The sequence below is a fragment of the Verrucomicrobiota bacterium genome, assembly GCA_027622555.1.
In the GTDB taxonomy this organism is placed as follows: domain Bacteria; phylum Verrucomicrobiota; class Verrucomicrobiia; order Opitutales; family UBA2995; genus UBA2995.
This window is the reverse complement of record JAQBYJ010000083.1, coordinates 1-25,069: the sequence shown is the minus strand read 5'-3', so window position 1 is coordinate 25,069 and position 25,069 is coordinate 1. Positions and strand designations below refer to the sequence as shown.

19 protein-coding genes are annotated in these 25,069 nt (G+C 49.3%); 10 read left to right on the top strand and 9 right to left on the bottom strand.

All coding sequences use genetic code 11. The features are described from left to right. Nucleotides 1-368: 368 nt before the first annotated feature. From O3C43_18340 to O3C43_18330, 3 genes are all read right to left on the bottom strand, one after another. Complete coding sequence (locus O3C43_18340) at nucleotides 369-1,931, bottom strand: carboxylesterase family protein (protein ID MDA1068449.1); 1,563 nt, start codon at nucleotides 1,929-1,931, stop codon at nucleotides 369-371. A gap of 11 nt (nucleotides 1,932-1,942) precedes the next feature. Further along, nucleotides 1,943-3,358 carry an aldehyde dehydrogenase family protein gene (locus O3C43_18335; protein ID MDA1068448.1) on the bottom strand — a complete coding sequence of 472 codons (1,416 nt, stop codon included), beginning with the start codon at nucleotides 3,356-3,358 and terminating at the stop codon, nucleotides 1,943-1,945. A 96-nt stretch (nucleotides 3,359-3,454) separates the two neighbouring features. Beyond that, nucleotides 3,455-3,967 carry an SDR family NAD(P)-dependent oxidoreductase gene (locus tag O3C43_18330; GenBank protein ID MDA1068447.1) on the bottom strand — a complete coding sequence of 171 codons (513 nt, stop codon included), beginning with the start codon at nucleotides 3,965-3,967 and terminating at the stop codon, nucleotides 3,455-3,457. 78 nt (nucleotides 3,968-4,045) lie between these two features. Between O3C43_18330 and O3C43_18325 the strand changes: the two genes are divergently transcribed. Both O3C43_18325 and O3C43_18320 read left to right on the top strand, forming a co-directional pair. Continuing rightward, the gene (locus O3C43_18325) at nucleotides 4,046-5,323 is read left to right on the top strand and encodes an iron-containing alcohol dehydrogenase (GenBank protein MDA1068446.1); all 1,278 of its coding nucleotides are present in this window, start codon (nucleotides 4,046-4,048) and stop codon (nucleotides 5,321-5,323) included. A gap of 95 nt (nucleotides 5,324-5,418) precedes the next feature. Next, nucleotides 5,419-6,813: an MBL fold metallo-hydrolase gene (locus O3C43_18320; protein ID MDA1068445.1), complete on the top strand. Its 1,395-nt coding sequence runs from the start codon at nucleotides 5,419-5,421 to the stop codon at nucleotides 6,811-6,813. An 81-nt stretch (nucleotides 6,814-6,894) separates the two neighbouring features. Here O3C43_18320 and O3C43_18315 read toward each other — a convergent pair whose 3' ends face one another. After that, nucleotides 6,895-7,890, bottom strand: a complete 996-nt coding sequence (locus tag O3C43_18315; protein ID MDA1068444.1) for a GNAT family N-acetyltransferase — start codon at nucleotides 7,888-7,890, stop codon at nucleotides 6,895-6,897. Next, on the bottom strand, nucleotides 7,890-8,876 hold the full coding sequence (locus O3C43_18310; protein ID MDA1068443.1) for a hypothetical protein: 987 nt from the start codon (nucleotides 8,874-8,876) through the stop codon (nucleotides 7,890-7,892). The genes O3C43_18315 and O3C43_18310 overlap by 1 nt, the downstream gene beginning before the upstream one ends. 511 nt (nucleotides 8,877-9,387) lie before the next feature. Between O3C43_18310 and O3C43_18305 the strand changes: the two genes are divergently transcribed. Further along, the gene (locus O3C43_18305; GenBank protein MDA1068442.1) at nucleotides 9,388-12,249 is read left to right on the top strand and encodes a plastocyanin/azurin family copper-binding protein; all 2,862 of its coding nucleotides are present in this window, start codon (nucleotides 9,388-9,390) and stop codon (nucleotides 12,247-12,249) included. 9 nt (nucleotides 12,250-12,258) lie between these two features. Here O3C43_18305 and O3C43_18300 read toward each other — a convergent pair whose 3' ends face one another. Together O3C43_18300 and soxC are read right to left on the bottom strand one after the other, a co-directional pair. Further along, entirely contained in the window at nucleotides 12,259-12,801 is a 543-nt protein-coding gene (locus tag O3C43_18300; protein MDA1068441.1) for a cytochrome c, read from the bottom strand. Next, the gene (gene soxC, locus O3C43_18295) at nucleotides 12,788-14,071 is read right to left on the bottom strand and encodes a sulfite dehydrogenase (GenBank protein ID MDA1068440.1); all 1,284 of its coding nucleotides are present in this window, start codon (nucleotides 14,069-14,071) and stop codon (nucleotides 12,788-12,790) included. The genes O3C43_18300 and soxC overlap by 14 nt, the downstream gene beginning before the upstream one ends. A gap of 267 nt (nucleotides 14,072-14,338) precedes the next feature. Between soxC and O3C43_18290 the strand changes: the two genes are divergently transcribed. Further along, nucleotides 14,339-15,508, top strand: coding sequence for a hypothetical protein (locus O3C43_18290; GenBank protein MDA1068439.1), 1,170 nt, complete (start codon nucleotides 14,339-14,341; stop codon nucleotides 15,506-15,508). 108 nt (nucleotides 15,509-15,616) lie between these two features. After that, nucleotides 15,617-16,768 (top strand): agarase, encoded by a 1,152-nt coding sequence (locus tag O3C43_18285; GenBank protein MDA1068438.1) that lies wholly within the window; start codon nucleotides 15,617-15,619, stop codon nucleotides 16,766-16,768. Between the two features lie 172 nt (nucleotides 16,769-16,940). Here O3C43_18285 and O3C43_18280 read toward each other — a convergent pair whose 3' ends face one another. After that, complete coding sequence (locus tag O3C43_18280; protein ID MDA1068437.1) at nucleotides 16,941-17,141, bottom strand: hypothetical protein; 201 nt, start codon at nucleotides 17,139-17,141, stop codon at nucleotides 16,941-16,943. 319 nt (nucleotides 17,142-17,460) lie between these two features. On the opposite strand from O3C43_18280, the gene O3C43_18275 reads away from it, so the two are divergent. The 5 genes from O3C43_18275 (at nucleotide 17,461) to O3C43_18255 (ending at nucleotide 23,927) form a co-directional block, all read left to right on the top strand. After that, a complete protein-coding gene (locus tag O3C43_18275; GenBank protein MDA1068436.1) occupies nucleotides 17,461-19,179 on the top strand; it encodes an NAD-binding protein in 1,719 nt (572 codons plus the stop codon). 16 nt (nucleotides 19,180-19,195) lie between these two features. After that, nucleotides 19,196-20,110 carry an alpha/beta hydrolase gene (locus O3C43_18270; protein MDA1068435.1) on the top strand — a complete coding sequence of 305 codons (915 nt, stop codon included), beginning with the start codon at nucleotides 19,196-19,198 and terminating at the stop codon, nucleotides 20,108-20,110. Nucleotides 20,111-20,159: 49 nt separating this feature from the next. Further along, nucleotides 20,160-22,583, top strand: coding sequence for an EF-hand domain-containing protein (locus O3C43_18265; GenBank protein MDA1068434.1), 2,424 nt, complete (start codon nucleotides 20,160-20,162; stop codon nucleotides 22,581-22,583). A 75-nt stretch (nucleotides 22,584-22,658) separates the two neighbouring features. Continuing rightward, nucleotides 22,659-23,201 carry a DNA-binding protein gene (locus O3C43_18260; protein ID MDA1068433.1) on the top strand — a complete coding sequence of 181 codons (543 nt, stop codon included), beginning with the start codon at nucleotides 22,659-22,661 and terminating at the stop codon, nucleotides 23,199-23,201. Between the two features lie 30 nt (nucleotides 23,202-23,231). Then, entirely contained in the window at nucleotides 23,232-23,927 is a 696-nt protein-coding gene (locus O3C43_18255; protein ID MDA1068432.1) for a DUF1080 domain-containing protein, read from the top strand. A gap of 4 nt (nucleotides 23,928-23,931) precedes the next feature. Here the strand turns inward: O3C43_18255 and O3C43_18250 are convergent. Beyond that, nucleotides 23,932-25,069: Gfo/Idh/MocA family oxidoreductase (locus O3C43_18250; protein MDA1068431.1), on the bottom strand; the 1,138-nt coding region annotated here is incomplete at its 5' end.

The window sequence follows — 25,069 nt, the reverse complement described above, 5'->3', positions numbered from 1 at the left end:
GAGAGTCCTCAAGCCTGAACTACGAACCAAAAAAAAGAAAACCTTCCTTCCGGAAGGCTTTTCGAACAGGGTCTAGTTGGAGGTCGCCTTTCAAAAACAGATATTGAGCTTTTGGAACCACACCTGAAATACAAATCCTTCGCTGCCCAAGTTAACTTGGAACTGCCCTATGGTTTTATTCTAGAATGGAGCCTCAATCGTTATGGAACGGAGCGGGAACATGTGTCCATTGGTTACCATATTGGAGCCCCTAAAGATCCTGGAAGACACAGTACCTGGCACCTGACCAGAGCGAAACCTTGAGTTTTTTATATGGATTAGGCCCAAATACGATTACAAGTCGAACGAGCTATTTTTATCCTAGGTCGTCAATCCCAGGAATAGTGTCCTATCAATGCCGCATCGATCGTATCACAGGCTTCCTTCTTTAGATCTACGCCAATCGTAATCTCCGTATTCAGGTCGATGTAAGCCTTGTTCTTGCTTGTGTAGGCGGGCCATTCGGGAAGGCCTTTCTTATTCGGATTTCCGGTTGTTGCGAATTGTACCCAATAATCGGTAACAGCGTCAGCCAGAGTCTGACCATCGGGATCCTCTTCTTTATTTTCGAGCGTATTGAATACATAACGCAGTTCAATTGCATGGGGGGCACCGATTTCCGGGTTCATGGAATTCCCTTTGGAAAACTGATATTGGTAAGCTGGCGAGGAAAGCTTGGTCATGCCATTGAGCATTTCTCGTGCGGGTTGGACAAACCAGGAGTCGGTTATAAAAGTACTGCCTGCATCTTTGATCTCTTGTTTCGTTTCTCCGGGATACTGCTTCAAAATCTTAACGCCAGCTTTCCCATAATAATTTTTAAGCATTTCTCCAAAAGCCGCTCTATCTTCATAACGAACGAAATTTCTGAAGAAATTGCCTTCATCCTTTGTTGTACCAATGATCATGGGAACATTGATCTGTTTCCCCTCACTAAAAACGGTTTGCGGATGCCCCGGTAGCACCCAGCCATCGATGGTTGGGCGGGTCTCGTAATAGTTCACCGTCGCCAGCACTTCTTTGAAAGGTAAAGCTCGAAGTACCGCCAACCCTTCGGCATCCGTTTTGTCCGTATGGATTTTTGCCCAATCCACACCAATGTCCTCGGCACTGCGGATGTTTTTCATGGGTTGCTTCAAATGAGCGAAGTTGGGGTTTGCCAAATTGTCGACGAATCCAAAGGACCAGGGGCTTTGAAGGATCGCCTTTTGAAACAAGCCTTTAGCCAAAGGAGAAGAACAGAGCACGGAGACACTGGTGCCGCCAGCCGACTCACCAAAGATCGTCACGTTGTCCGGGTCGCCTCCAAAGGCGGCGATATTGTTGCGAATCCATTTGAGAGCTGCGATCTGGTCGAGAATGCCGTAGTTGCCGGAAACCCCGTTTTCAGAATCGGCAGACAAGGCAGGAAGGGCAAGAAAACCCAATGCACCCAGACGATAGTTGATAGAAACCAGCACTACCCCTCGCTCAGCAAGAGCAGTTCCGTCGTAAAACGGCTTATGGCCCCAACCCCGATTTAATCCACCTCCATGAATCCATACCATAACCGGAAGTTTGGACTCCGGTTTATTTACCTTGGTAGACCAAATGTTTAGATACAAACAGTCCTCGCTCACAAATGCATCTGCTCCCTCGCCAAGCGTTTGCGGAGCAACAGGACTAAACATCTGACAAGTCTTGATTCCGCCCCAGGGCTTTCGAGGCTGAGGAGGACGCCAGCGTAAGTCCTTCATGGGAGGAGCAGCATACGAAACTCCACGAAACACTTCCAGGCCAGTCTCTTTATTGAGCGTCCAGCCAGAAACCCAGCCTTCAGTTGTTTGTACTGGGTCTGTAGGTACAGCCCAGCACAGTAGTGGCAATAGAAGAAGCAGTGGTAAAAGTTTCATCTTGTCGCAGATTATTTAGAGTGAATTACAACGGTCTTTGTTTCAGTCATTTCTTCAACCGCATACTTCGGCCCCTCTTTACCCGTGCCGCTTCCTTTGAGCCCGCCATAAGGCATACAATCGGTTCTCCACATTGGGCCCCAATTGATATGAATGTTTCCACTGTGAACCTCCCGGGCAAAGCGCATGGCGGCATCGATGTCCTGGGTAAAGATTCCAGCGCTTAATCCAAACTCGGTATCGTTGGCCATCCGTACAGCCTCATCGATGTCCTTCACTTTTTGAACTCCTACTGCAGGACCAAAAATTTCTTCCCTGCTAACCCGCATATCCGGAGTGACATCGCCTAGAAGAGTAGGTTGCATCAAAGCACCACTCCGGCCTCCTCCGGTGAGGATTTTGGCTCCCGCACTTTCGGCCTCACGCAGCCAGCTTTCAACCCGAGCCGCATCTGCTTCACGGACCATCGGACCCATATTAGAGCCGTCCGCCAATTGATTACCAGCGACCAAAGCCTCAACTCTGGGTAATAAAGCATCCATCATCGCGTCGTGAATGGAATCCACCACGATCAATCGTTGAGCAGAAATACAGACTTGCCCGGCATTAGCGAAACCAGACGCAACCGTCAGTTGAGCCACCAAATCCAAATCGGCATCGGGCAGCACAATGAGTGGACTGTTGGAGCCAAGCTCCATGGTAACCTTTTTGATTCCGGCAACTCTGCAGATGTGTTCTCCGACTTCTTTGCTTCCGGTAAAAGAAATTTTCCGGACACGCGGGTCGGAACAAATACCATCCCCTATGCTGGCTCCACTGCCCGTTATGCAGGATACCGCTAGAGGCGGCAATCCGGCTTCCAAAAGAATTTCGATCAATTTTAATGAGACGAGTGGAGTGTCGCTCGCTGGTTTGAGGATAACAGAGTTTCCACCTGCCAGAGCTGGTCCCAGCTTATGGCAAACCAGGTTCAGTGGAAAATTAAACGGAGTAATAGCTGCAACTACCCCACACGGAACTCGAAGGGTGAACCCAAACTTGTTGTGCACACCTTTGCCCCCATCCAGAGGAAGCACTTCGCCACTTAGACGCTTGGCTTCCTCGCCGCTCAGTTCGATCGTCTGGGCCGAGCGATCTACTTCAAGTCGAGCTTCCGTCAAAATCTTGCCCTCTTCGGAACTCAGCGTATGGGCCAAATCTTCCAAACGCTCGCGCATCAGGTCGGCGGTTTTCCGGAGGATCAGAAATCGCTCGTAACCCGTCAACCCGGCCATGACCTTGGCTCCTGCTTCAGCTGCTTGTAGAGCCGTTTCCACATCCGCTGCGGTTGCTTTTGGAACCGTGTCAACGACACTTCCATTAAAAGGATTTTTTACCTCGATAACTTCATCGCGGCCTTGCCAACTTCCATTGAGAAAAAATTTCATAGCGCTTGTATTGAATAAGAAAACTAAGGACCAACTCGAAAGGAAGAGTCGGAGTATTTGTAACTGAGATTTGTGTGTTTGTTGAGAAGAAAGAATTTACATGCTTCGTCCGCAATCAACGGTTAGCAATTGGCCGGTAGTTTTACTGGTGCCTGTTGCCAGGTATGCAACCGTATCGGCGACATCATCAGGAGAAACGATCTCGGATATAGGTAAGGACGAAACACGATCTTGAATTTCTTCCTCCGTCATGCCTTGCCTCAGCCATCGACTGTCTATCGGTCCCGGGTAAACGGCATTAACCCGGATTTTCGGAGCAAGGGCCCGAGCCAATGTTTTGGTCATGGTATTAAGAGTGCCCTTACTTGCGCAATAAGCAACTGAAGATCCAAAGCCAGAAACCCCAGCGGCAGACGAGATATTAACGACGGAAGATGAGGGGCCCTTTTTAAGTAAGGGAGTGGCGGCACGAATGACAAAAAATGGGCCCTTGGTATTTACCGCAAAAATCTGATCCCATTTTTCTTCCGTCATATTTGTTTCCCTCGACCTGTAATCATCAGTGTAGCCCAGCGTGCAAAAAGCGTTGCTAAGGTCAACTGCTTCCAATCGACTCGTAAGGGACCCGATACCATGGCCGAAGACTCCCCTTCCCGATCGAATTTAACCTTACTCTAATTGGATAAAATGGAAAAAGATTACGCGTTTGAAATGGCGACATCGAGCATACGATTCGGTGCAGGTATAACGGCGGAAATCGGCATGGATCTCGCCGACGCAGGTTACAAAAAAGCATTGGTATTGACAGATCAACTGTTGGCAAAACTTCCACCTGTTCTGACGGTATTACAATCGCTCGAAGACAATAGGATCGATTTCCAGGTATACGACCGAGTCAGAATTGAACCCAACGAACATTCGTTCATGGACGCTATTCGTTTTGGTGAAAGCGTGGATTTTGACTGCATTGTCGCCGTAGGGGGCGGCTCTGTTATCGATACGGCAAAAGCAGTAAATTTATACACCACCTACCCGGCCGATCTTTTGGATTATGTGAATGCCCCAATCGGGAAAGCCAAACCAGTACCAGGTCCACTGAAACCATTGTATGCTATTCCGACCACTTGCGGAACAGGTAGTGAAACAACCGGAGTAACGATATTTGATTTAAGCTCCATTCATGCAAAAACCGGAATAGCGCATCGTCGACTCAAACCAACACTGGGTTTGATCGATCCGGAAAATACGAGAACCATGCCGCCCGTCGTGGTCGCATCAACCGGACTGGACGTTCTCAGCCATGCCATAGAATCTTATACGGCTATCGACTACCGGGAACGCCCCAAACCCGATCGCCCCATACTTCGCCCTGCTTACCAGGGGTCCAATCCCCTAAGCGATATTTGGTCACTGGAGGCGCTGAGAATGGTAGACAAATATTTAATTCGGGCTTTTGAGGATTCTGACGATATTGAATCCCGAGGCATGATGCATCTGGCTGCCGGAATGGCGGGTGTTGGATTTGGCAATGCGGGGGTGCACCTGCCACACGGAATGTCTTATCCTGTTTCAAGTCATGTGCGTGAATTCATTCCTGAAGGGTTTGAGGCGGATCACGCAATCATCCCACATGGGATGTCGGTGATATTAAATGCGCCTGCGGTTTTTCGCTTCACCGCCTCAGCCAATCCTGGGCGACATCGACAAGCTGCAGAGGCACTCGGGGCAAATGTCTCCGGAGTAAGTGACAATCAAATTGGTGAAGTCCTCGCCAATCGAATCATTGAATTTATGCAACGCCTGAAAATGCCCAATGGACTTTCAGCGGTGGGTTATACCTCAGCGGACATTCCTACTCTGGTTCAAGGAACGTTGCCCCAGCATCGCGTCACAAAGTTATCCCCCTTGCCTGCGGATGAATCGGTTTTATCCCGTCTTTTTGAAGACGCATTGAATTACTGGTAAGCGTGTTTTGTCCCTCGACTAAAGAGATGGTTCCCTTGCTTTAATACGGTTTTGAGGATACACTCTCTTCGAACTTTTATCTCTATATATTTCTTATGGCAAAATTAACATTTCTAGGCGCAGCCGGAACCGTTACCGGATCTCGCCACTTACTCGAGACGCACGGGAAACGCCTACTCATTGATTGCGGACTGTTTCAAGGAATTAAGGCAAATAGACTCAAAAACTGGGACGCATTTCCGGAGGCGCCGCCACTTATTGATGAAGTTATACTTACCCACGCACACATTGATCATACCGGGTATTTGCCGAGGTTGGTTAAGGATGGATTTCGCGGAGGGATCCATTGCACGAGCGGCACGGCTGATCTGTTAAAAATTTTACTTCCCGATACGGGGCACCTGCAAGAGGAGGAAGCTCGCTACGCTAACAAAAAAGGATATTCAAAACACCACCCAGCCAAGCCGTTGTTTACGGAGGAGGATGCGAAGGACGTTTTCCCCTATTTGAGGACTGTCGATTACGGTCAGCATTTTCATCCGGCGGAAGGTTTGCGCGCAAAGTATCGGGATGCAGGACACATTTTGGGTTCTGCGTGGCTTGATCTAAAAACCAAATCCAGAAACGGGTTTCGGAAGATTGTTTTTAGTGGGGATTTGGGCCGACCTTTGGATTCGATATTACGCGCACCGGTCCAGTCGTACGATGTGGATTATCTGGTTTTAGAGTCGACGTATGGAGATCGCCTTCACGAGGATAAGGATCCTCGGGAAAAATTTGCCGAAATTGTGACCCAAACCATGGATCGCCATGGTATGGTTGTAATTCCGGCTTTTTCGGTCGGTCGGACGCAGACACTTCTTTTCATGATCCGGGAAATGGAAGACCAGGGTCTCCTTCCCTCCGTTCCGATTTATGTGGATTCACCGATGGCACTAAAGGCACTAGAAGTGCATAAGAACCACATACCGGACTTCAATCTGACCTGTCGGAAACTTCACATTGCTGGAACTCAGCTTTTTCGACCCAAAAAACTTAAACTGTGTCCGAAGCGCGACCAGAGTATTGCAATTAACAATACTCACGAAAAGGGAATCATCATTTCCGCAAGTGGGATGGCCACTGGTGGGCGAATACTCCACCACTTGAAGGAACGTTTACCAAAAGAAAATAACACCATTCTATTTGTCGGCTACCAGGCAGAGGGCACGCGCGGAAGAACGCTTCTCGAAGGTGCTAAGGAATTGAAGATGTTTGGCGAAATGATACCGGTGAACGCACACATTGAATATATTCCAGGGTTTTCAGGCCACGCGGATTACCAGGAGATTCTCGCCTGGCTCCTGGGCTTTAATAAAAAACCGGAACGTATATTCTTGGTCCATGGCGAGGATGGCCCACGCGAAGCATTGGCGAACCATATTCGAAAACAATTCAACTGGAATGTTACCGTTCCGAAGGAGGGGGAATCCGTAGAGTTGGATTTTTAATGTCCAAGGGTTGAGCAAGTAACACTCCCCAACATGTCATAGGTCCGGTTGAAGAAGTACCTGGTTAGGTTCTTCAATATTTTAAGAAGGCTTGATGTCGGCTTCAAATGTGAACATTGGCGATCTGGTACATCCGAAGGAGCTTTTGAAGGGTTCATCCCCTATCGTAAAGTCGAACACTTTTCCTCCTGTTGCGGCCCAATCGGCCATGGCAAGATCCAGAACCATCATTCCCGGTGAGTATTGGGCAAAATTCTCATAGTCACATGCCAGCACCAGGTAGCAGTAGCGGTCTCCATCCACCACGCCAAAGCAAGTTGCAACCGGGTCTTCTCCACAGGTAAGTTTGTAGGTACGGGCAAAGCCTGTGGCAGTGCCCCTAGCTGCAATTTCGCTATAGAAATTGTTTATGTATTCGCGTTGAATAGCGTCATTCTGAAATCGGCCTGTCCGAGTTTGTTTTGCCCAGTTTAAAGCTTCACCTGCCTCGCTCGAAGGGAGCACTTGCAAATGAACCTTGCCGCGATCCGCCAGACGTCGTGCCTTGCGGTCAAGTTGGCTTCTCCGGGATTTTCCCAAGTTGCTGTTTCGCCATTCTTTGTAGGGTGATCCGGGCACAACGGCATGTCGCCCAAATTTAGCTTTTGTCGGAGCGGTGCCGAGCAACTGTCGCCACAATGAAAGGTCCTCCTCTTTTACGGGACCGATTCTCAGTCGTTTGTAGTCTTTCAAAACCTCAAAAAGCTGATCGGGAAATCCTGCTAGTTGATCTGAATTTTTAAGGAGATCAGTACTCACTATCGGACACGCATAGTCAGTAACCCCTGCAGAAGCGTATTCAACGACCACTTCATCTCCATCCGTTCTGGCAAAAATCGGAATGATGATTTGAAGTTCATTGGTCTGTGAGCTTCGACCTTGCACTACCAGAGGTTTGAAAACGGAATCATCAGCTATATGTTTATAGAGGGTGCTTAACCAATCAGGTTGCTGAAAAGCGCTAACCTGAGAATTCTGAAGAAGCGTTCGATATTCTTTAGATTGAAAATCGAAAGACGATGTGAGGGACAATTTCATCAGGAGCGCGGAGCCTTTTTAATTACTTTTGCCAAGCGCCGAACTATTCTATTCCACAACGTTCCGTATAGCAGGATTCCCTCCCCATCAGGCTGGTTCAATTCCACAATAGCACTTTGAAGTCTTCTTTCGCTGTGCCTTAGGAGCTCCTCCCGTTCAGGGTGAATATTCTGATAAAGCATGGGCTCGGATGCGTGAGTAGGATTCGTATTTATTTCAAAAATCTGCACACGATTATCCTTAATTGAAAAGTCCGCCCGCCCATACTCGATCCCGGCGAGAGAAAATGCTTTCCTCAAAATTTCAACATGTTGGTTCTGTTTCACGAAGGCTCTTTCCATATCAAGCAATCGAGCTTTTTCCGTGTGTGTTTCCAATTCAGATTTATTAAAACCACTTTTAACCACCCAAGAATCATGAAACCCCATATGGTGCGGAATAATTTCCCCGGCTACGCAGTAGGTAGACAATCGTTGCCAAACATTCGGAAATATTGGTTCGCCGGAATACTCGATCACAATTTTACCGATTAAAGGAATACCATTTCTTTCGAGCCTATCCAATTCTGCATCGAGATCCACTTGGGTTTCGATAAGAGTCATCGCTTCGCTGTCGTGATCAAATTCATTCCTAACAAACACCGGAAACTTTAACGGACGTGGCTCGGATTCGCACCTGTAGGCGGAAAACTGATTAATGCCCGCCTCTTTTAGTCGCCTTAATATTTCAAAACGACTCCGTACCTGTGCCGGATGATTTAAAACGCGGGCTCCGTTTTTCTTTAGCAGATTTCCAAAATGAGCCGCGCGCGATATATCGTATGGAGAAAGTCTTTCGTGATCTGTAAAGATCCATGTGCCTGCGGTAAGAAATTTCGTGAGAAACAATTGGTCATACGTCCATAGCCTGATTAGCTTTGGTCCGTGTCGTTCAATAAGACTCTCATTGGTATAAGTATGAGCATGTGTAGTAACAAAATGAATCATGTTGGTGTTTTGGCTGACCTGAAGTTCTGCAGGAAAGTTTTAATTATATATACGTCTTTCTTCCCAATGAATCTCATAGTAAGGTGTGTTTTGAGTTACCGGTTGTTCCTCACGATAACCAGGATAATAAAGGTTGATAAATATACTTTCATGAAGACACCCAATCAGATTTTTTTGCCAATCAATAATAAGTTCCCACTTATTTGCCAAAAACTAATTACTTAGAGTAGTTCTGTTGAGGCGACGAGAGTTGAGCAAGAAATAGGGTTCGAAGTCAATTGCTCCAGGATTCATTATTAAATATCAACAATGGTCGCTTCCAAAAACGAACAAAACCCTCAACGGGACAGTTTTAAACCTGGAACCCAACCACACACGGATTTGGTGAGGGAAACACCCAATCGTATTCTTTGTGAAGCAAGTATTTCTGAGAGAGCAATTGAAGTGAAAACCTGATTAATAATCAGGATGTTTTTGTTGCCTTAATTGGAAGCAACCCTAGACCGTCTTCATGCTCCGTTTCTCTACCTTTGTTGGGTCGCTGGTTCTGTTACTCTATAGCGTCTTTGCTCCCACTTTCCATGTACAGGCGCAACCCCTGAGCCCGAGTCCGATGAACGAGATGGATCATGGCCCTTTTATTTCCTCCACGATTTCAACGGACCCGATGTCGACAAGAAGTATCGTCGTACACAAAGGCATTGCCGTAAAATTAGGATCGGAAGGTGATGCGGTGATGGTGTTCGACACGGATCTACTCCGAGTTGCCAGTGCATGGACCGGAGGCTTGCTCAAATGGTATCCAGCACGGGATGGGCTGCAGGAATTTCCAAGCCCAGACGGGTTTATACATTTCTCAACGAGCCAGCGGCCAGGTTGGTCAATAGACCGGAAATTTACCGACCCGCGACCCTGGGGATATGGTCCGCTTCCTCGTACGCTCGGTTCCTACCAAGGACTTTACTTACACGGTGATAAGGTTGTCTTTTCCTACACCATTGGGCAGGCTGATGTGCTCGAATCACCGGGTTTTGTGCGTGTGGAGAATCAGCCCATTTTTACCCGCACGTTCAAACTTGGCAAAACAGCCAATGGGCTTTCGGTACAGGTGACTGAGGCACCCGATGGCTCCTCTACCACGCTTGAACAAATAGTACTGTCTCCAACATCCGGGTACGTAGAAATCAGGTCCGGCAACCAATCCCGTCTTGTGGGGCATCGCGGCTTACCAGCAAATGCAAAATGGAGGTTGATTGACCACCACCTCGTCCTTGATCTGCCACCGCTCGACCAAGCCTTAGATTTCGAGCTTGCGATAGGTCCAGCACTTCAAAGTTCCGCGGGAGAATACATGATCACCCATCTTGAGTCGAAGACCACAGTGACCGATCTAAGATCCTTGCAAGAACCAGGTTCATCAAACTGGGAGGTAATCGAAACGGAAATTGGCGTCGGTACTGAAAGTGGGCCTTTTGTGGTAGATGAACTTACTCTACCGACTACCAATCCCTGGAATTCCTTCCTGCGTTTTTCAGGAGTAGACTTCTTATCCGATGGCCGGGCGGTTGTTTCCTCATTGAGCGGGGAAGTGTGGATCGTAGATGGATTGGGAGAAGGTTCCGGCGATCTCCGGTGGACGCGTTTCGCAACCGGTTTAAATCAACCGATGGGAGTCAAAGTGGTGAATGATCGGATTTACGTCACTTGCCGCGACCAGATTAATTTACTGCACGATCGGAACGGCGATGGAGAAGCGGACTTCTACGAGAACTTTAATAACGACGTGATGGCAGCCACTAATTTCCACGCCTTCACTTTGAACCTGGATACGGATTCCAAGGGTAACTTCTACTTCGCCAAAGCGACGCCTTGGCCACCTGTATCTAGAATTGGAGGAGTTAAAGCAGAGATCACCCCGCATCACGGTGTTCTCTTCCGCATGCCGCCAGATGGCAGCAAACTCGACATTATCGCTACCGGGCTGCGGAACCCCAACGGTCTCTCCATTGGTCCGAACGATGAGATTCTTTACAGTGACAATGAAGGAAATTGGGTTCCAACAAGTAAGGTTCATAAAATAGTGGAAGGTGGCTTTCACGGCTTTATGCACTCAGCCCACAGGGATCCGTTACCTACCAATTTTGAGAAACCCATTCTTTGGGTTCCCCATTTTGTCGATAATTCGCCATCGACGCCGATCTTTATCGATAGTCCAACCTGGCCTGAGGAACTCCAAGGTCAGCTTCTGCTCACTTCCTACGGACGTGGTACGCTCTCACTAGTTTTAAAAGAAGAAGTCGAGGGTCAATGGCAGGGAGCTCATTTAACTCTGCCTCTCAGATTTCAGTCAGGTACCATTCACGGACGATTTCATCAGGATGGTCATTTGTATATAGCCGGACTTACCAGTTGGCAATCGGTCGGACATGGCGGTGATTGGGGCTCTTTTCATCGTGTGCGTTACACCGGTCGTCCACTTCATCTACCTGTAGCGGTGAATACAAAAAAAGGCGGTCTGGAACTCCGATTTTCCGATGCGCTAGAACCTGACTCGGCCACCGATCCGCAAAACTACTCCTTAAGTCTGTGGACCTACCCCTGGACCAGTCAGTATGGCACTCGGGGGAAAATTTATTCGATGACCACCCCTGGCGATACGGTTGCAGATCCGGTGGTCATTCAATCTATCCAACTCTCCGAAGATCGAAAAACGGTCTTGTTGGAAATTCCCGAACTCAGGCAGGACCTTGCTCAGAAAACGCTTGGTGTATTATCGAGCATACCCGACATGATCGAGGCTTCGATGGGATTGGTGATGGCCATAGATTACCGTCTGCGGTCCGCAGACGGCGCGGAAATGAAACATGTTATCCATAAAACGATTCATCGAGTGGCTGGTGATCAGGCCACAACAACGGCACAGCATGGGAGCACCGAGCACGTTTCAAAACCAAAGGTCAACTTTGCCAAAGAACTCCCTAGTCTGGCACCTATGATCGCGGATGGCACCCGCGTTGTCGATGTCAGGTCCACCGGAATCGCCCTTAGCTATGACGTGACAGAAATTAAAGCGAAACCGGGAGAACGCATTGTCATTCGTTTCGTCAATGCCAGTGAAATGGCACACAACATCGTGGTGGTGAAAACGGAGGTTGATATAAACCCGGTCGGCATTGCAGCTATCTCTGCGCAAGCCGACGAATTTGTTCCCAAGCAAGAGATGGATCGCATCCTTGCCGCTTCCAGGTTAGCCTATCCGGGAGATACGGTTTTCGTGGAATTCACGGCTCCCACACCGGGAGTATACCCTTACATTTGCACTTTCTCCGGACACTTTACCTTAATGCAGGGACGGATAATCGTTGAGCCCTGATAGAGTGAGCTATTTCTGATTTGGAGAATAGGCCCAGAAGAAATTATCCACGTTGGGCATCTTTACCTTTGGCAAGGTTTGGGCATCCATGACTTGGTCTGAATCGATGATATCGTTCAACTCCAACAGATACGCTGTTAGCGCATACGTTTCATCGTTGGTTAGCGATTGGGGCTGCATCAATGGCATCGCACGGCGTATGTAATCGAAAACCGTTGTGGCGTAGGGCCAATAGCTACCGACTGTTTTTACAGGTGCGTCGCTCGAAATACTGCCGTGGCCGCCGACGAGCTTGTCGTTAGGTCCCTCAACACCGTTCTGACCATGACAGGCCAAACACTTTTGCGCATAGATTTGTGCACCGATCTCGGCCGTACCAGACCCTTCTGGCAATCCGCTACCATCGGGAAGAATGGTAAGTGACCAAGCGGCCACTTGCTCAGGCGTCGCCGCGACACCTAACCCGGGACCTTCTTGTGCCGAGCTTACGATTGATATGGTGGTGCCCAGCAGCAAAGCACTCAGCGCGAGTGCACGGTTACGCGTAAACATTAGCAACCTCCCCTGTGGAACCCACACTCCAACTTTGAATTGCATGATAATGGTAACGGAAGTTTTGGCCTCGTTCACCAAGCAGCGCGTCGCGTGTCGGTTGCACGGCACCAGCTTCGTCGATGGCACGACTTTGCAAAACAGCGGGACCCCCATCCCATCTCCACGGCAAACGAAAACGTACCAGGGCCTTTGAAAGGACTGGCTCGGAAAGCGCAGCTTCAGCCCAGCTCCGTCCACCATCTGCCGAGACCTCAACGCGACGGATCTTACCCGCGCCAGACCAAGCGAGTCCTGAAATTTGATAGAGACCGGGCCCTTGCATGGTAGACTTACCAGACGGCGAAGTGATCACGGACTTCACGCCCATCGGAAAGGTAAACAGACTCGCACGCCCATCCATTCCGAGGTCCGAGTATTTTGAGGTTTCGTCTTTCGTCATAGCAGGACTCGAAGAAACCTGGATCTGGCGCAGCCATTTGACATTGGCGTTGCCTTCCCAACCTGGGAGCAACAACCGCATTGGGTAGCCGTTGCTGGGACGAAGCCGCTCGCCGTTTTGATAGAGAGCGACTACCGCATCATCGAGCGCTTTTTCGATCGGAACGCTGCGACTCATCGCCGCGGCATCAGCGCCTTCCGCAATGATCCACTTTCCCTCCGGTTTAATGCCGACTTCATCGAGGAGAACACCCAGCGGCACGCCCGTCCAATCACTACAAGAAACGAGACCGTGAATTCCACTCGCAGTTGATTGTGGCGGTTTGGCCGCATTGTTGGCACCGCTGTTCCCAGAGCACTCAACGAAACGAATATTGGATACCAGTGGATACCGCGAGAGAGATTCAAGATCGAATATCAATGGACGATCAACCAAACCGTGGATCATCAGTCGATGCTCGGTCGGGTCGATATCGGGAACGCCGTTGTGATGTCGTTCAAAGTGTAGAGCATTTGGAGTAATAATGCCTTGCAGATACTCAAGTGGCGTCCGCGACGCACCCGTTCCGACCGTGCCTGGGACCGAACCAATCGTTCTCTGCACGTGGTTTTCATGATGTGATCGCGCACCGTAGCCACTCATCCCTGCACCGGGCACAGTCATCGACATTGGCACGTCAGGTGGCGCCGCGCCCGCTTGCTTCGAGGTCATAAGTTGAAGACCGGCTGCACCGAGAATCGCGACGGAATTAGTTAGAAACATTCGTCGATGTAGGAGGCCGTTACCTGCAACGGGTTTGAGATAATCACTTGGGGATTTATTGTTCATAGAGCAGCATTGGAAATTCGATCTTTAAGCTTTTGCCCTCAAGTTAGCTAAGCTTGTTCTCGTTGCCAAGCTCGCTTTGGCACTCGGATAACATCAAACTAAAGCCTGTAGAATATTTCCGTTGCCCGCCTAAATATATTGTCCAAAGTAGGAATTTCATTCGACGATTCTATCACCTCAAATACACCCCAATACACGCTTGGAATCTAACCTAAGCATCATTTTTAATATGACCCTTCTGACAAGGAAGCCTGGGTACGCGATTCCGTGGCCAAAGCCCGTGAGCTGGGATTTAATTGCGCGTTGGGTGGAGCCACCAGTCCCGAACGCAACCTGAATGGTTATGTCGACCTGCCGCTTTCAGAAAAAGTCTTTGAGGAGGAAATGTTTCCTTACGCCGTCGGCGTGATCCTGTTGAAACATCCCTGGGAGTTCGTGGAAGAAGAAACGTTGCCCGATATTTTTGATCCAGCTTACAAACGATTGATCGAAGACCGGGCCAAGGCGGCCTGCCCACCTGCCAAAGACAATCCACTAGTCATAGGATATTATTATGGATTCGGTGCTTTCAATCACTCCCAGGACTGGATCAACCACCACATGTCCCTTCCGGCCAACAGCCATGGGCGTGTGGCAATCACCGATCTCCTCGATAATCGCTACCACGGTGACGTGAAAAAATTCAACGAGATCTATGGTATGAACTTGAAAAAGATTTCAGATCTGAAAACCAAGGCACTCCTAGTTTATGAAAAAGACTTCGGCAACGCGAACTATCCAAGTATTCGGAGAAAACTGGATCCGCGCAAGGTGGACGATTTTAACGCCATCATTGAGCATATGTGTATCCATCTTTACAAAATGGCGCACACCGCAATTCGGCGGTACGACAACAATCACCTCATCCTCGGCTCCTTTATCAAGGAGTGGGCATTGACCGGAGAATCCTTGAAAGCTGCCGCCCCTTACCTCGACTTGATCGCTCCCCAGCATTGGAACGAATCCATCAACATCAGTGACCTGTCCGACGCCGCGGGCCTTCCGATGATTGTTTCGGATGAGGACGTTGGATTCCATTATCCCAACAACAAAGGAAACTTGTACAAAGGACTGACTAGCCACGAGGCCCGAGGAGAAATCTACCAGGCCACTTTGATGCGACACTACAAAGATCCTCGGACCCTAGGAGCAACTTTTTGCATGTGCCTTTACGATCAGGAACTCGCCGTCATAGACAAAGACCAGGAAACAGGTATCTACACCATCGATGGAAACCCACGTGACGGATTGATGTCCCTGATCCGGGACATCAACACCCAGGTTTATAAACACAGTCCTCATCCCATGAGCGATGCTCAGCTGGATGCTCTGGATAAAAAGCTCGAAGGCCTTTGGACTAAGTACGATATCAAAGCACATTTGAAGAAAAATCGTTGAACTCTTTGTGATTTATGTAGGAGCTGCTTTAGCTGCGATCGATATATCCTAGGCGTTCAATCGCAGCTAAAGCAGCTCCTACATAATAAACCTTTTAAAATTCCAATAATGCACTCACGAAGAACCTTCCTAAAATCCGCAACAGCCGCTCTGTTATCAACCGCCCTGCTCCCAAAAGCGTTCGCCGCTTCACACTCGGGATCGTATTTTACTTTGATGAAAGTCAAAGGTCGTTGGTTGTTCCAGACGCCGGACGGAAAGCCGTTCTTTTCGCTGGCTTTAAATCACTTCGACTCCGCAACCTTGCGGTACCCGGAAAATGAACACATCTGGCAGAAGAAGTATGGCAACAACCAGATCCGCTGGATCAAGGAAGGAGTGCGACCACACCTTCAGGATTGGGAGTTCAACTCGGTAGGTTGGGTGCAGGAAGTCACGGTCAAACAACAGGCACACTCGGCCAATTGGAGTTTCGAGGAATATCAGGCACTGGATATGCCCTACTTCCACATGCTGCCGTTCATCGAAACGCACTCCTGGAATCCCTGGCACAAGAACCCGGATCTACGAAGTTCGGACTTCAAGGACTGGTGCGATTATGTGGCTCGCAGCGAATGCACCCGATTGCGGGATGATCCCAATTTGATCGGCTACTGGTACTCCGATTGTCCGACCTGGACCTGGAATCGCCCGCACAACCAATGGCGCGGCCCTATGTTCGATCCGGACAAACTGAAAACTGCATCAGGAAAAAAAGAACTCTTTGATCTCGCCCGACATTACTACCAGGTAACCCACGACGTCATCCGCCGGTACGATCCGAATCATTTGATCATGGGGGATCGTTATGAAGCCAATGCCCCGCTCCCTGACGAAGTAGTTAACGCATCAGAAGGATTAGTCGATGTGCTCTGCTTCCAGGACTTTAAAGACCCGGTTACTCACCTCGCTGAATGGCACAAGAAAACGGGACGTCCAGTCCTCTGGGCTGACGGTGCACAAGGCACGGAAATCGACGACCATACCGGCCGTTATCCGACTCATTCCTACAAGGAAAACAACGGTGCCTGGTACGCCGAAATGCTCCTGGGACTTCAGAAAAATCCCGGAGCCGTCGGTGCACATCTGTGTGGTGCCTACTTGCGTAACCGTCAACGAGCCCGTGGTCTTCTTGGTGAACAGGAGGATCCGGATGCGCCAAACAATGATCTTATCCGCGGGGCAAACCATGATATGGCACGGTGGGTTGCCAAACTTTAAAGATCTTAAATCTCAGACACAAAATGCAACGTTCGGTGTTAAAATGTAGGAGCCGCTTTAGCTGCGAACCTGAAGACAACTTAATCGCAGCTAAAGCAGCTCCTACAAAAAAACGTCCTACTTCCTCGGCCTATTTATCCTTGCTCTTCTTTCAGGGGTCCAATTCTTTGCACTAGCCAAAGCCACCGGCTTTATCCATGTCGAACAGATCGATGGCGTCTGGTGGTTCATCGGGCCAGATGGTGACAAGTTTGTCAGCAACGGCGTCAACCATATCAAACCTCACCTGTGGCTTGCTCCCTATAACAATGAGGTCACAGTCAGTCGCTATGGCCGGGACATGGGACAGGCTGACGGTACATTTAATACTCACGGCTCAGCTGCCAAAAAATGGATCAATTGTCAGATGGAAATGAGTAACGACCTCCACTTTAATACCTTCACGACACCCACACGATTTGATCGACCTGAACAGAATTTTCCAATAATTTCCGAAGATACCCCAAGTCACGAACTCCTCAAGGCGTGCTCGATTTGTTAAATAAAGTATTTGGCTAAACAGACTCGAAGTCCTACTCATTATTCCGCAACCGTTGATGGTTACTGTATTTATTTCAAAAACAACCACTTGACCGAACGTGGAAGCTGTTGAATTTAAAGAAAATGATTTTTAAGAGTAAAATGTTTGATCAATGAAATTTCTTTCCTCCCAAGTCGCCGCCTTTCTTGAAAAAGGATCCAGTCGCCGAAACTTCGGATTACTTATTAAGTTTATTCTGATTCTGCTCGGAATGATTATCGTCTACAGTGTGGGTTTCCACGTTATCATGAGCTGGGAGGGACAGGAACATACCTGGTTCACGGGCTTCTATTGGACGCTCACAGTAATGTCTACATTAGGGTTTGGTGACATTACTTTTCAGACGGATGTCGGTCGCCTGTTTTCGACTATCGTTCTTATTTCCGGGATCGTTTTCCTTTTGATGTTAATGCCGTTTACTCTCATTGAATTCTTTTACACTCCCTGGATGGAAGCACAGGCCCGTGCTCGCGCTCCCCGTGAACTGCCACCTGATACCCATTCGCATGTGATCCTCACCAACTATGATGAGGTAACTGCGTCCCTTATTCGTAAACTTGAGCAGTTTGGTTATCCGTATGTGGTGTTGGTTGGGGATCCCGAAACCGCACTCAAGCTTAATGACGATGGCATTAAAGTGATGGTTGGTGCAGCAGACAGTCCGGAAACCTATGACCATTTGCGCCTAAATCGCGCAGCAATTGTAGCAGCCACAGGAACAGATGTTGCCAATACCACCATTGCTTTCACCGTACGCCAGCAGTCGAAAGATATACCCATCCTCACAACTGCCAACACTCAAACAGCTGGCGATATTCAGAAACTCGCAGGTAGTACCCGCGTATTCAGGCTAGGCGACATGATGGGACAGGCGTTGGCCAGACGCACTTCCCTCGGCGGGGCGGCCCAGCATATAATAGGTCAATTTGACAAACTCCTGATTGCTGAGGTAACTACCGCAGGGACGCCACTGGTGGGAAAAACGCTTGCGCAAGCTGGTCTAGGGCGCGATGCCGGGGTGACAGTGGTCGGCGTCTGGGAAAGGGGGCAGTTTCAGAGCGCGGGGCCGAACACTGAGATCACCAGCTATACTGTTCTCGTAATGGCAGGATCCAAAAAGCAGATTGATCGATACGACGAACTTTACAGCATCGCCCAATTGAAGAAAAGCTTCGTTGTTATAGTGGGGGGAGGACGTGTTGGTCGGGCAACGGCTGACGCATTACAGAAAAATAATATCGATTTTTGCATTCTGGAAAAACTACCGGAACGGGTCGCCCGCTTTGGCGAAAAGGCGATTATTGGCGACGCGAGTGATCTTTCCATTCTGACCAAAGCTGGAATCCTTGAGGCGCTTGCTCCCGTGGTTGTCGTTACGCCGCATGACGATGAAACAAACATCTTTCTGACAATCTTCTTCAGAAAATTGCGTCCCGACATTGAGATCATCAGTCGTGCAGTCCTGGACCGTAATGTCGCGACCTTGCACCGTGCGGGCGCCGACTTTGTTATGTCTTACGCCTCAATGGGGGCAGACATCATCTTCAACTTTTTGAAACGAAGTGACATCCTCATGATTGCGGAAGGCCTCAATATTTTTAACGTGACGTTGCCACCGATTTTAATCGGAAAGTCGTTAATAGAAGCCGACATTCGGAAGAACACTGGTTGTACCGTAGTTGCGGTAAAGCAGAATGGGGACCTCAACATCAATCCCAATCCTACCGAAAAGCTAAAGGAAGGTGTGGAGCTCCTGCTGATTAGCGATGCTGAATCCGAAGCAAAATGGTTTAATGCTTTCGGCAAACCTGAAGAGACGAATAAGGCATAGCAACTTGGATAATCATATGAAACACATTCAATTCTTCTTTGGAATCGCATTGCTGTTACTGCTCGCTCCGGCAGCGATGCAAGCTCAAGAGCAAAAAGAAAAAGCCCACCCACACACACACAGCGATGTAAGCTATGGGAGCCACGAACGAAATTTAATGGATGTCTGGTTGGCAAAATCAAAGGAGCCGACGCCGGTCTTGGTAGCCATTCACGGCGGCGGCTTTACGCATGGCGATAAAGGAGTTGAGCGGGGTCTGCGTGAAGCTTGCCTGAAGGCTGGAATATCTGTTGTAACCATCTCCTATCGTCTTTCGCAGGATGCGATCGCTCCGGCACCGTTTCTCGATGGCGCCCGGGCAATTCAGTTTATTCGGCACAACGCCAAGCAATGGAACATCGACCCGAACCGGATCGCTGCCAATGGAGGTTCCGCTGGGGCGGGTATTTCGCTTTGGCTGGGATTTCACGACGACCTGGCAGACCCGGACAGCGACGACCCTGTGTTGCGACACTCCACCCGCCTGACCTGTATGGCCGTTTCCAACGGCCAAACCTCTTACGATCCGCGATTTATTCGCGATCTGTTTCCGGAAAACGATCAGGTGTACCGAATTGGCGCACTGCGAAAATTGTTCGATGCCGATCTCGACAATCTCGATCAGCTCCCGAAAGAGAAATACGCGCTGTTCGAAGAAGTATCTCCGATCCACCACTTGACTAAAGACGACGTCCCCGCGCTATTAACTTATTTGGTCAAAGACAGCGACAGGGGCCCGGGCATCCACAGCCCTCAATTCGGCTATGTTTTGAAGAAGGAAATGGACAAGCTCGGCATCCGTAGTGAGGTGGTCACTCATGTCGACCGGGACGATCCCCGCTATGCAAAGTTAGTGGTGGATTTTATTAAGAAAGAGTTTGGAATGAAGTAATCTATGATGGATTCCGACTGCGCTGTTGAAAAAATTGAAAGGAGGTCCCATGCGAAAATCACCGATCCACATCTGTCTAGTCGCTCTTGTATTATTCTCTACTAATTTCAGCGCCCAACAAATCGCCGAGCGCTTCAACCAGTGGGACAAGAACAACGACGGCAGACTGACGAAAGACGAAGTCCCTGAGCAAGCGAGAACCCGGATGGACACCAATGGCGACGGAGAGGTTACTCGCGAAGAAATGGATGCCTTTCTCACGCAGAGAAGCGGCAGTCGTCCGAACACAGAACGTCGGGCAGAAACCAATGAGCGGAGGGAACGCCCAAGTTCAGAAAGTCGAGTTGAAACGAGTCAGCAGACCAAACGCCCCGCGTTAAACCTGCAACAGCGTCAACAGTTCGCGAGTCTTGTTAAATCGATAGAACAGGTGGACACATCTCAAGTGGACGATGCCTGGAATGATAGCGAACGGATTCAAAAAACTTCGGAGGAGGCGGTTGATTATCGCAAACGGGTGCTAATCCATTCCGGGGCCGAAGAATTCCAACCCAAGGGCGGACCAAAACATACGAATCCCCTGATTCTTTGCCGACTTCTCCTTGATCCCACGGACAAAGAGGCGTTAGCCTACCTGCCAGTTGGAATTCCAGAACGCTCGAATGGTGACCACTTTGGGAAAAGTTCGCTTTCACGGATCTGGTGCCAGTTTGGTTCGTTGCTTTCACCACAAGTAAAGGCTGACCTGCTAGCGGATGTTACGGCCTACGAAAACTTTTTCGGCGGAGGAACGGAAAACCATATAGCGATGCGACGAACCACCGGGTACCTTTTTGGTGAGTCATTTCCTGACGCTATTTTCCATGGCGGGAAAACAGGTCGGGAAATAGTGGCGGAAGCCACGGACTACATGCGCACCTACGGTAGGGCTGTTTATGCACACTCCATGTCTGAGTTTCTCTCAACCACTTACCAGAGTGTAAATACAGCACCCTGGTTGAACGTGGTTGATTTTTCAAAAGATGACAGCGCCCGACTCATGGCACGGGCCATACTTGACTGGATGCTGGTGGATCTGGCACTTAACTACAATCACGGCATTCTCACTCCACCGGCAGTACGTGAGAATGGATTCATTGAAGACCATTACCAGTTAGCCTATCCCCGTACCCAAACATCCTGGACGGCCTGGCTCTATTTTGGCGGTGGACTGATTCCGGGCATCGACAAAAACACCGACGCGGCATTTTCTGATACCAAATACAAACCCTTACAACCGTACGGGATGGCAGGCATCTTGCATGCGGTGTCACCTTTTGTGCCCGATCCGGTCATACGCAACTTGGGTACGAAGCGGCTTAAAACACCTTTCATGACCTGGCAATCTCGCGCGGCTTCCGCGTCGGAGTTGGTGAGACCAGGCTCTGCCAACGATAGCAAGTCGACATTTGATCCTCGTTTGCGCAGCACTTATACCCATAAAAACTACTCCATGGGCACAGGCTATTTCGGGGAACACGTGTCCATGTCCCTCGCTCTGGCTTTTGCCGTAAGTTACAAGTCCAAGGACGAACATAATTATGTGTTGGCCCAGCATCCATACTGGTACACGGATGCGATCAAGGGTCAGGAACCGGAGGCCGATCGGGGACAACAACGGGGACAAGGTACTTCCAGGCCGCAGTTCGATCTTGATGAAGACTGGATGGGCGTCAGTCCGTTTTGCCAATCCGTTCATTGGGAAAATGCAGTCGTACAGCTGTATGATATTCCGACCAAAGATCCTTATACAAACGCGGATTGGAAAACGGGCGGTCACATGCAAAGTGCGAGGCTTTCGAATCCCGTCCAATCGGTATTTCTATACGTACCCGAGGCCATCGATGAACGCATTCAGCTAGGCAACGTTTTCTTTTTCCGCGAAGGTGAAGGAGAGAACGAAGTTTACATAGCTGTCCGTCCATTACGCGCTGGAGCAACCTGGACCCAGACACTCAAGAAAGGTTATGTTCGCCTGGAGCTTCCCGCAGAGGCGAACTTAACCGGCTTCGCTTTGGAGATGGGAGATCGCGCCGAATTCGGATCGTTCCAAGAGTTTCAAAAACGCATCACAGACTGCGAACTCGATACTTCAAGGTTAGATGATCACAAGGAAGTCACCTACACTTCGACGCGGGGGGATAAACTCCATATTCAGCATCAATCCGTCCCTAATCGTTATAATGATTGGCTCCCCAACTCATCGATCAATGGAGCAACTCTTGATTTTGCCGAGTGGCCGATTTGCGAAAGTCCGTATGTTAAGAGCCGTGATCGCGTATTGGACGTCAACGATGGCCATGCCGGATTCACAATCGACTGGAGTGGTGATCTGCCGGAATACAGCTATTACAATCTGGTGAATGGCACGCCAGTGATCACGCGAAAGGAATTTATCAAAGCGGGTAAGCTTGTGATTTCTCCCGGCAGTTGATCAATTAAAATTAGTTCAGTCTGAATTGGTATAAAACTAAAGCAGGTCCCATCATCTAAACATCGACCCCAAATTATGAAAACGTTTCTTCTACTCATCTGTACGTTGACTTTGGCCTTGCCTCTTTTCGGACAGTATTCACGCACCGAAATCACCAAGCCAACTGATCATGACAGCAAACCCAACAACGAATCCGTTCCAGATGTGTACGCCGTTTCTGGAAACTTTGAGAGGATTGTTATACTACGGATGAAGTTTAAGACCGACCTGCTTGCCGGACTGCAAAAAGGCATAGAAACAGAAGGGATCAAAAACGGTGTGATTCTGGCCGGGATCGGATCGGTTCGCGGGTACCATATTCATGTAGTCAGCAACCGTAACTTCCCTTCCAAAAATTACATGATGAAGGATCCGACCAGAGATGCCGATATCATCAGTATGAATGGATACATCATGGACGGCCGGGTGCATCCGCACATTACCCTGGCCGATGAGATGGAATCGTTCGGCGGCCATTTGGAACCGGAAACCGAAGTATTTACGTTCGCTATAATTACGATCGGAGTTTTCCCCGATGACATGAATCTCGAACGTCTCGACGATAAGACGTACCGATAGTGAAAGATAAATAAAGAAACCCAATCGACTATGAACTTTTCTATACGCATCTTTTCTCTTGTCTGCCTTTTGGCAGTAACCATTCAGGCTGCGCACAATCGCACGCTCATTTTCTCAGATGATTTCGAAGGTCGCATTGAAATCGGGGACTCTTACGTAACTACCCTGGCTGGAACGGATGCCTGGGTAATCAAAGACGGCGTTCTGATCGGTAAACAAACCAACCCAGGGCACGGAGCCGTAATCCGTAAGGAGCTCCCGTTTGGCGACCTTGATATGGAGATAGATTTCCGTTTTAGCGGAGGTTCGCGGTTCAACTGGGTCATCGACGACAAGAACGAGAAGTCTGTCCATGCCGGTCACATCTGCCGCCTTTCGATTTCGCCAAACAGTCTCAAGATTTCTGACGATAAAACTGGCGGGATGAATCTCGAAGTTAGGGCCCAGCGTCAGGATGAACATCTTTCAGAAAAAAAGAAGCAGTCTTTAGAAGATCTTCTGCAAAAAACTTCATCCTCTGCCAAACTCGCTTTGGAGAAAGGCCAATGGTATCGCCTGCGGGTACGGATCCAAGGCGATTTGATGGAAGCTTATATCGATTCCAAACTCGTTGCGAATTTGCGCTCCCCCGGCATCGCGCACCCAACCAAAACCAAATTCGGACCGACGGTTAACGACGCTACTATCGACTTCGACAATCTCCAGGTGTTTGAGGCAGCGCAATAAAACTCTAAGGGTTACTCAGCGGATTTCCACGTTCGGTCAGAGGATAATCAACTTGTCCACCACCTTGGCGAAAAGACTCAAAGACTCCACAGGTCATTTCAACGGTGAGGGCTGCTTGCCGGGCGTCGCAGATGGGCACACGATCTTGGTCTACCGCAGAGATTAAATCCAGAACGCCAGCCACCTGAGTTTGCACTTTCTTGATCAAATCAAGCTGAGACTCTTCTTTCCCAAGTCCGGCTGAGGTGATGGGAATGCGCTTCTGGTTTCGAGATGCCGGATCCAAGTAGTGCCCGGAGCTCAACCAGGCAAATTGGGTCTGGTCGATGTAGATGGTAATAGTGCCTTTCGATCCTATCAGTTGCAGCGAATATGCCTTACTCTCAGAGCCATCGTTGGCTATCGATGTGTAGCTAGCGGTGACGCCCGAGGAAAGCAGCCAACGGGCGTGAATTTCATTTCCGACCAGTAGACCCAGGCCTTCCGCCCCTTCAACCACATCCTTTTTGCCTGCCAGTTTTCCATTTTGAAGAATGGTAGCCGACCCGGAAAGAGGTGATCCGCCAAAGTAATTGATGAGATTAAAAACATGGCCACCCAAAACCCAAAGATCCTCGCCACCTCCGCGACGATCTCCTTTGCCAAATCCCTGCAATTCCAGAAGACGCCCAATCGTTCCTTCGGCAATCAGTTTTTCAATGACCGGAAGCACAGGATGGTAGCGATTACGGTGGGCCACAGCAATGGTTGCGCCCGACTGATCGGCCGCTTTTATTAAACGATCTGCTTCCCTCGGAGTCCGGCAAAACGGTTTTTCAACATAGATGCCTTTAACGCCAGCCTTGATCGCGGCGAGGGTCATTTCAAAATGTTGATCAGCATGTCGCGGACAGACGGAGACAAATTCGGGTCGCGTTTCACGGAACATGTCGCGATAGTCACTGAAACCATGACGGGTGTTCAGTCGTGTAAGCGCTTTGGCGAGTCCCCCAGTATCCGGGTCAGCTACTCCGACAATTTCCATACCCGGGATTTCCCGCCAGACAACATCAAGTCCATGGCCATAGTTACCGCGGCCGGTGTGCCCAATGATAGCTACACGACGATTCACGTGATGGCTGGATCGAAGTTGAGAGGCAACG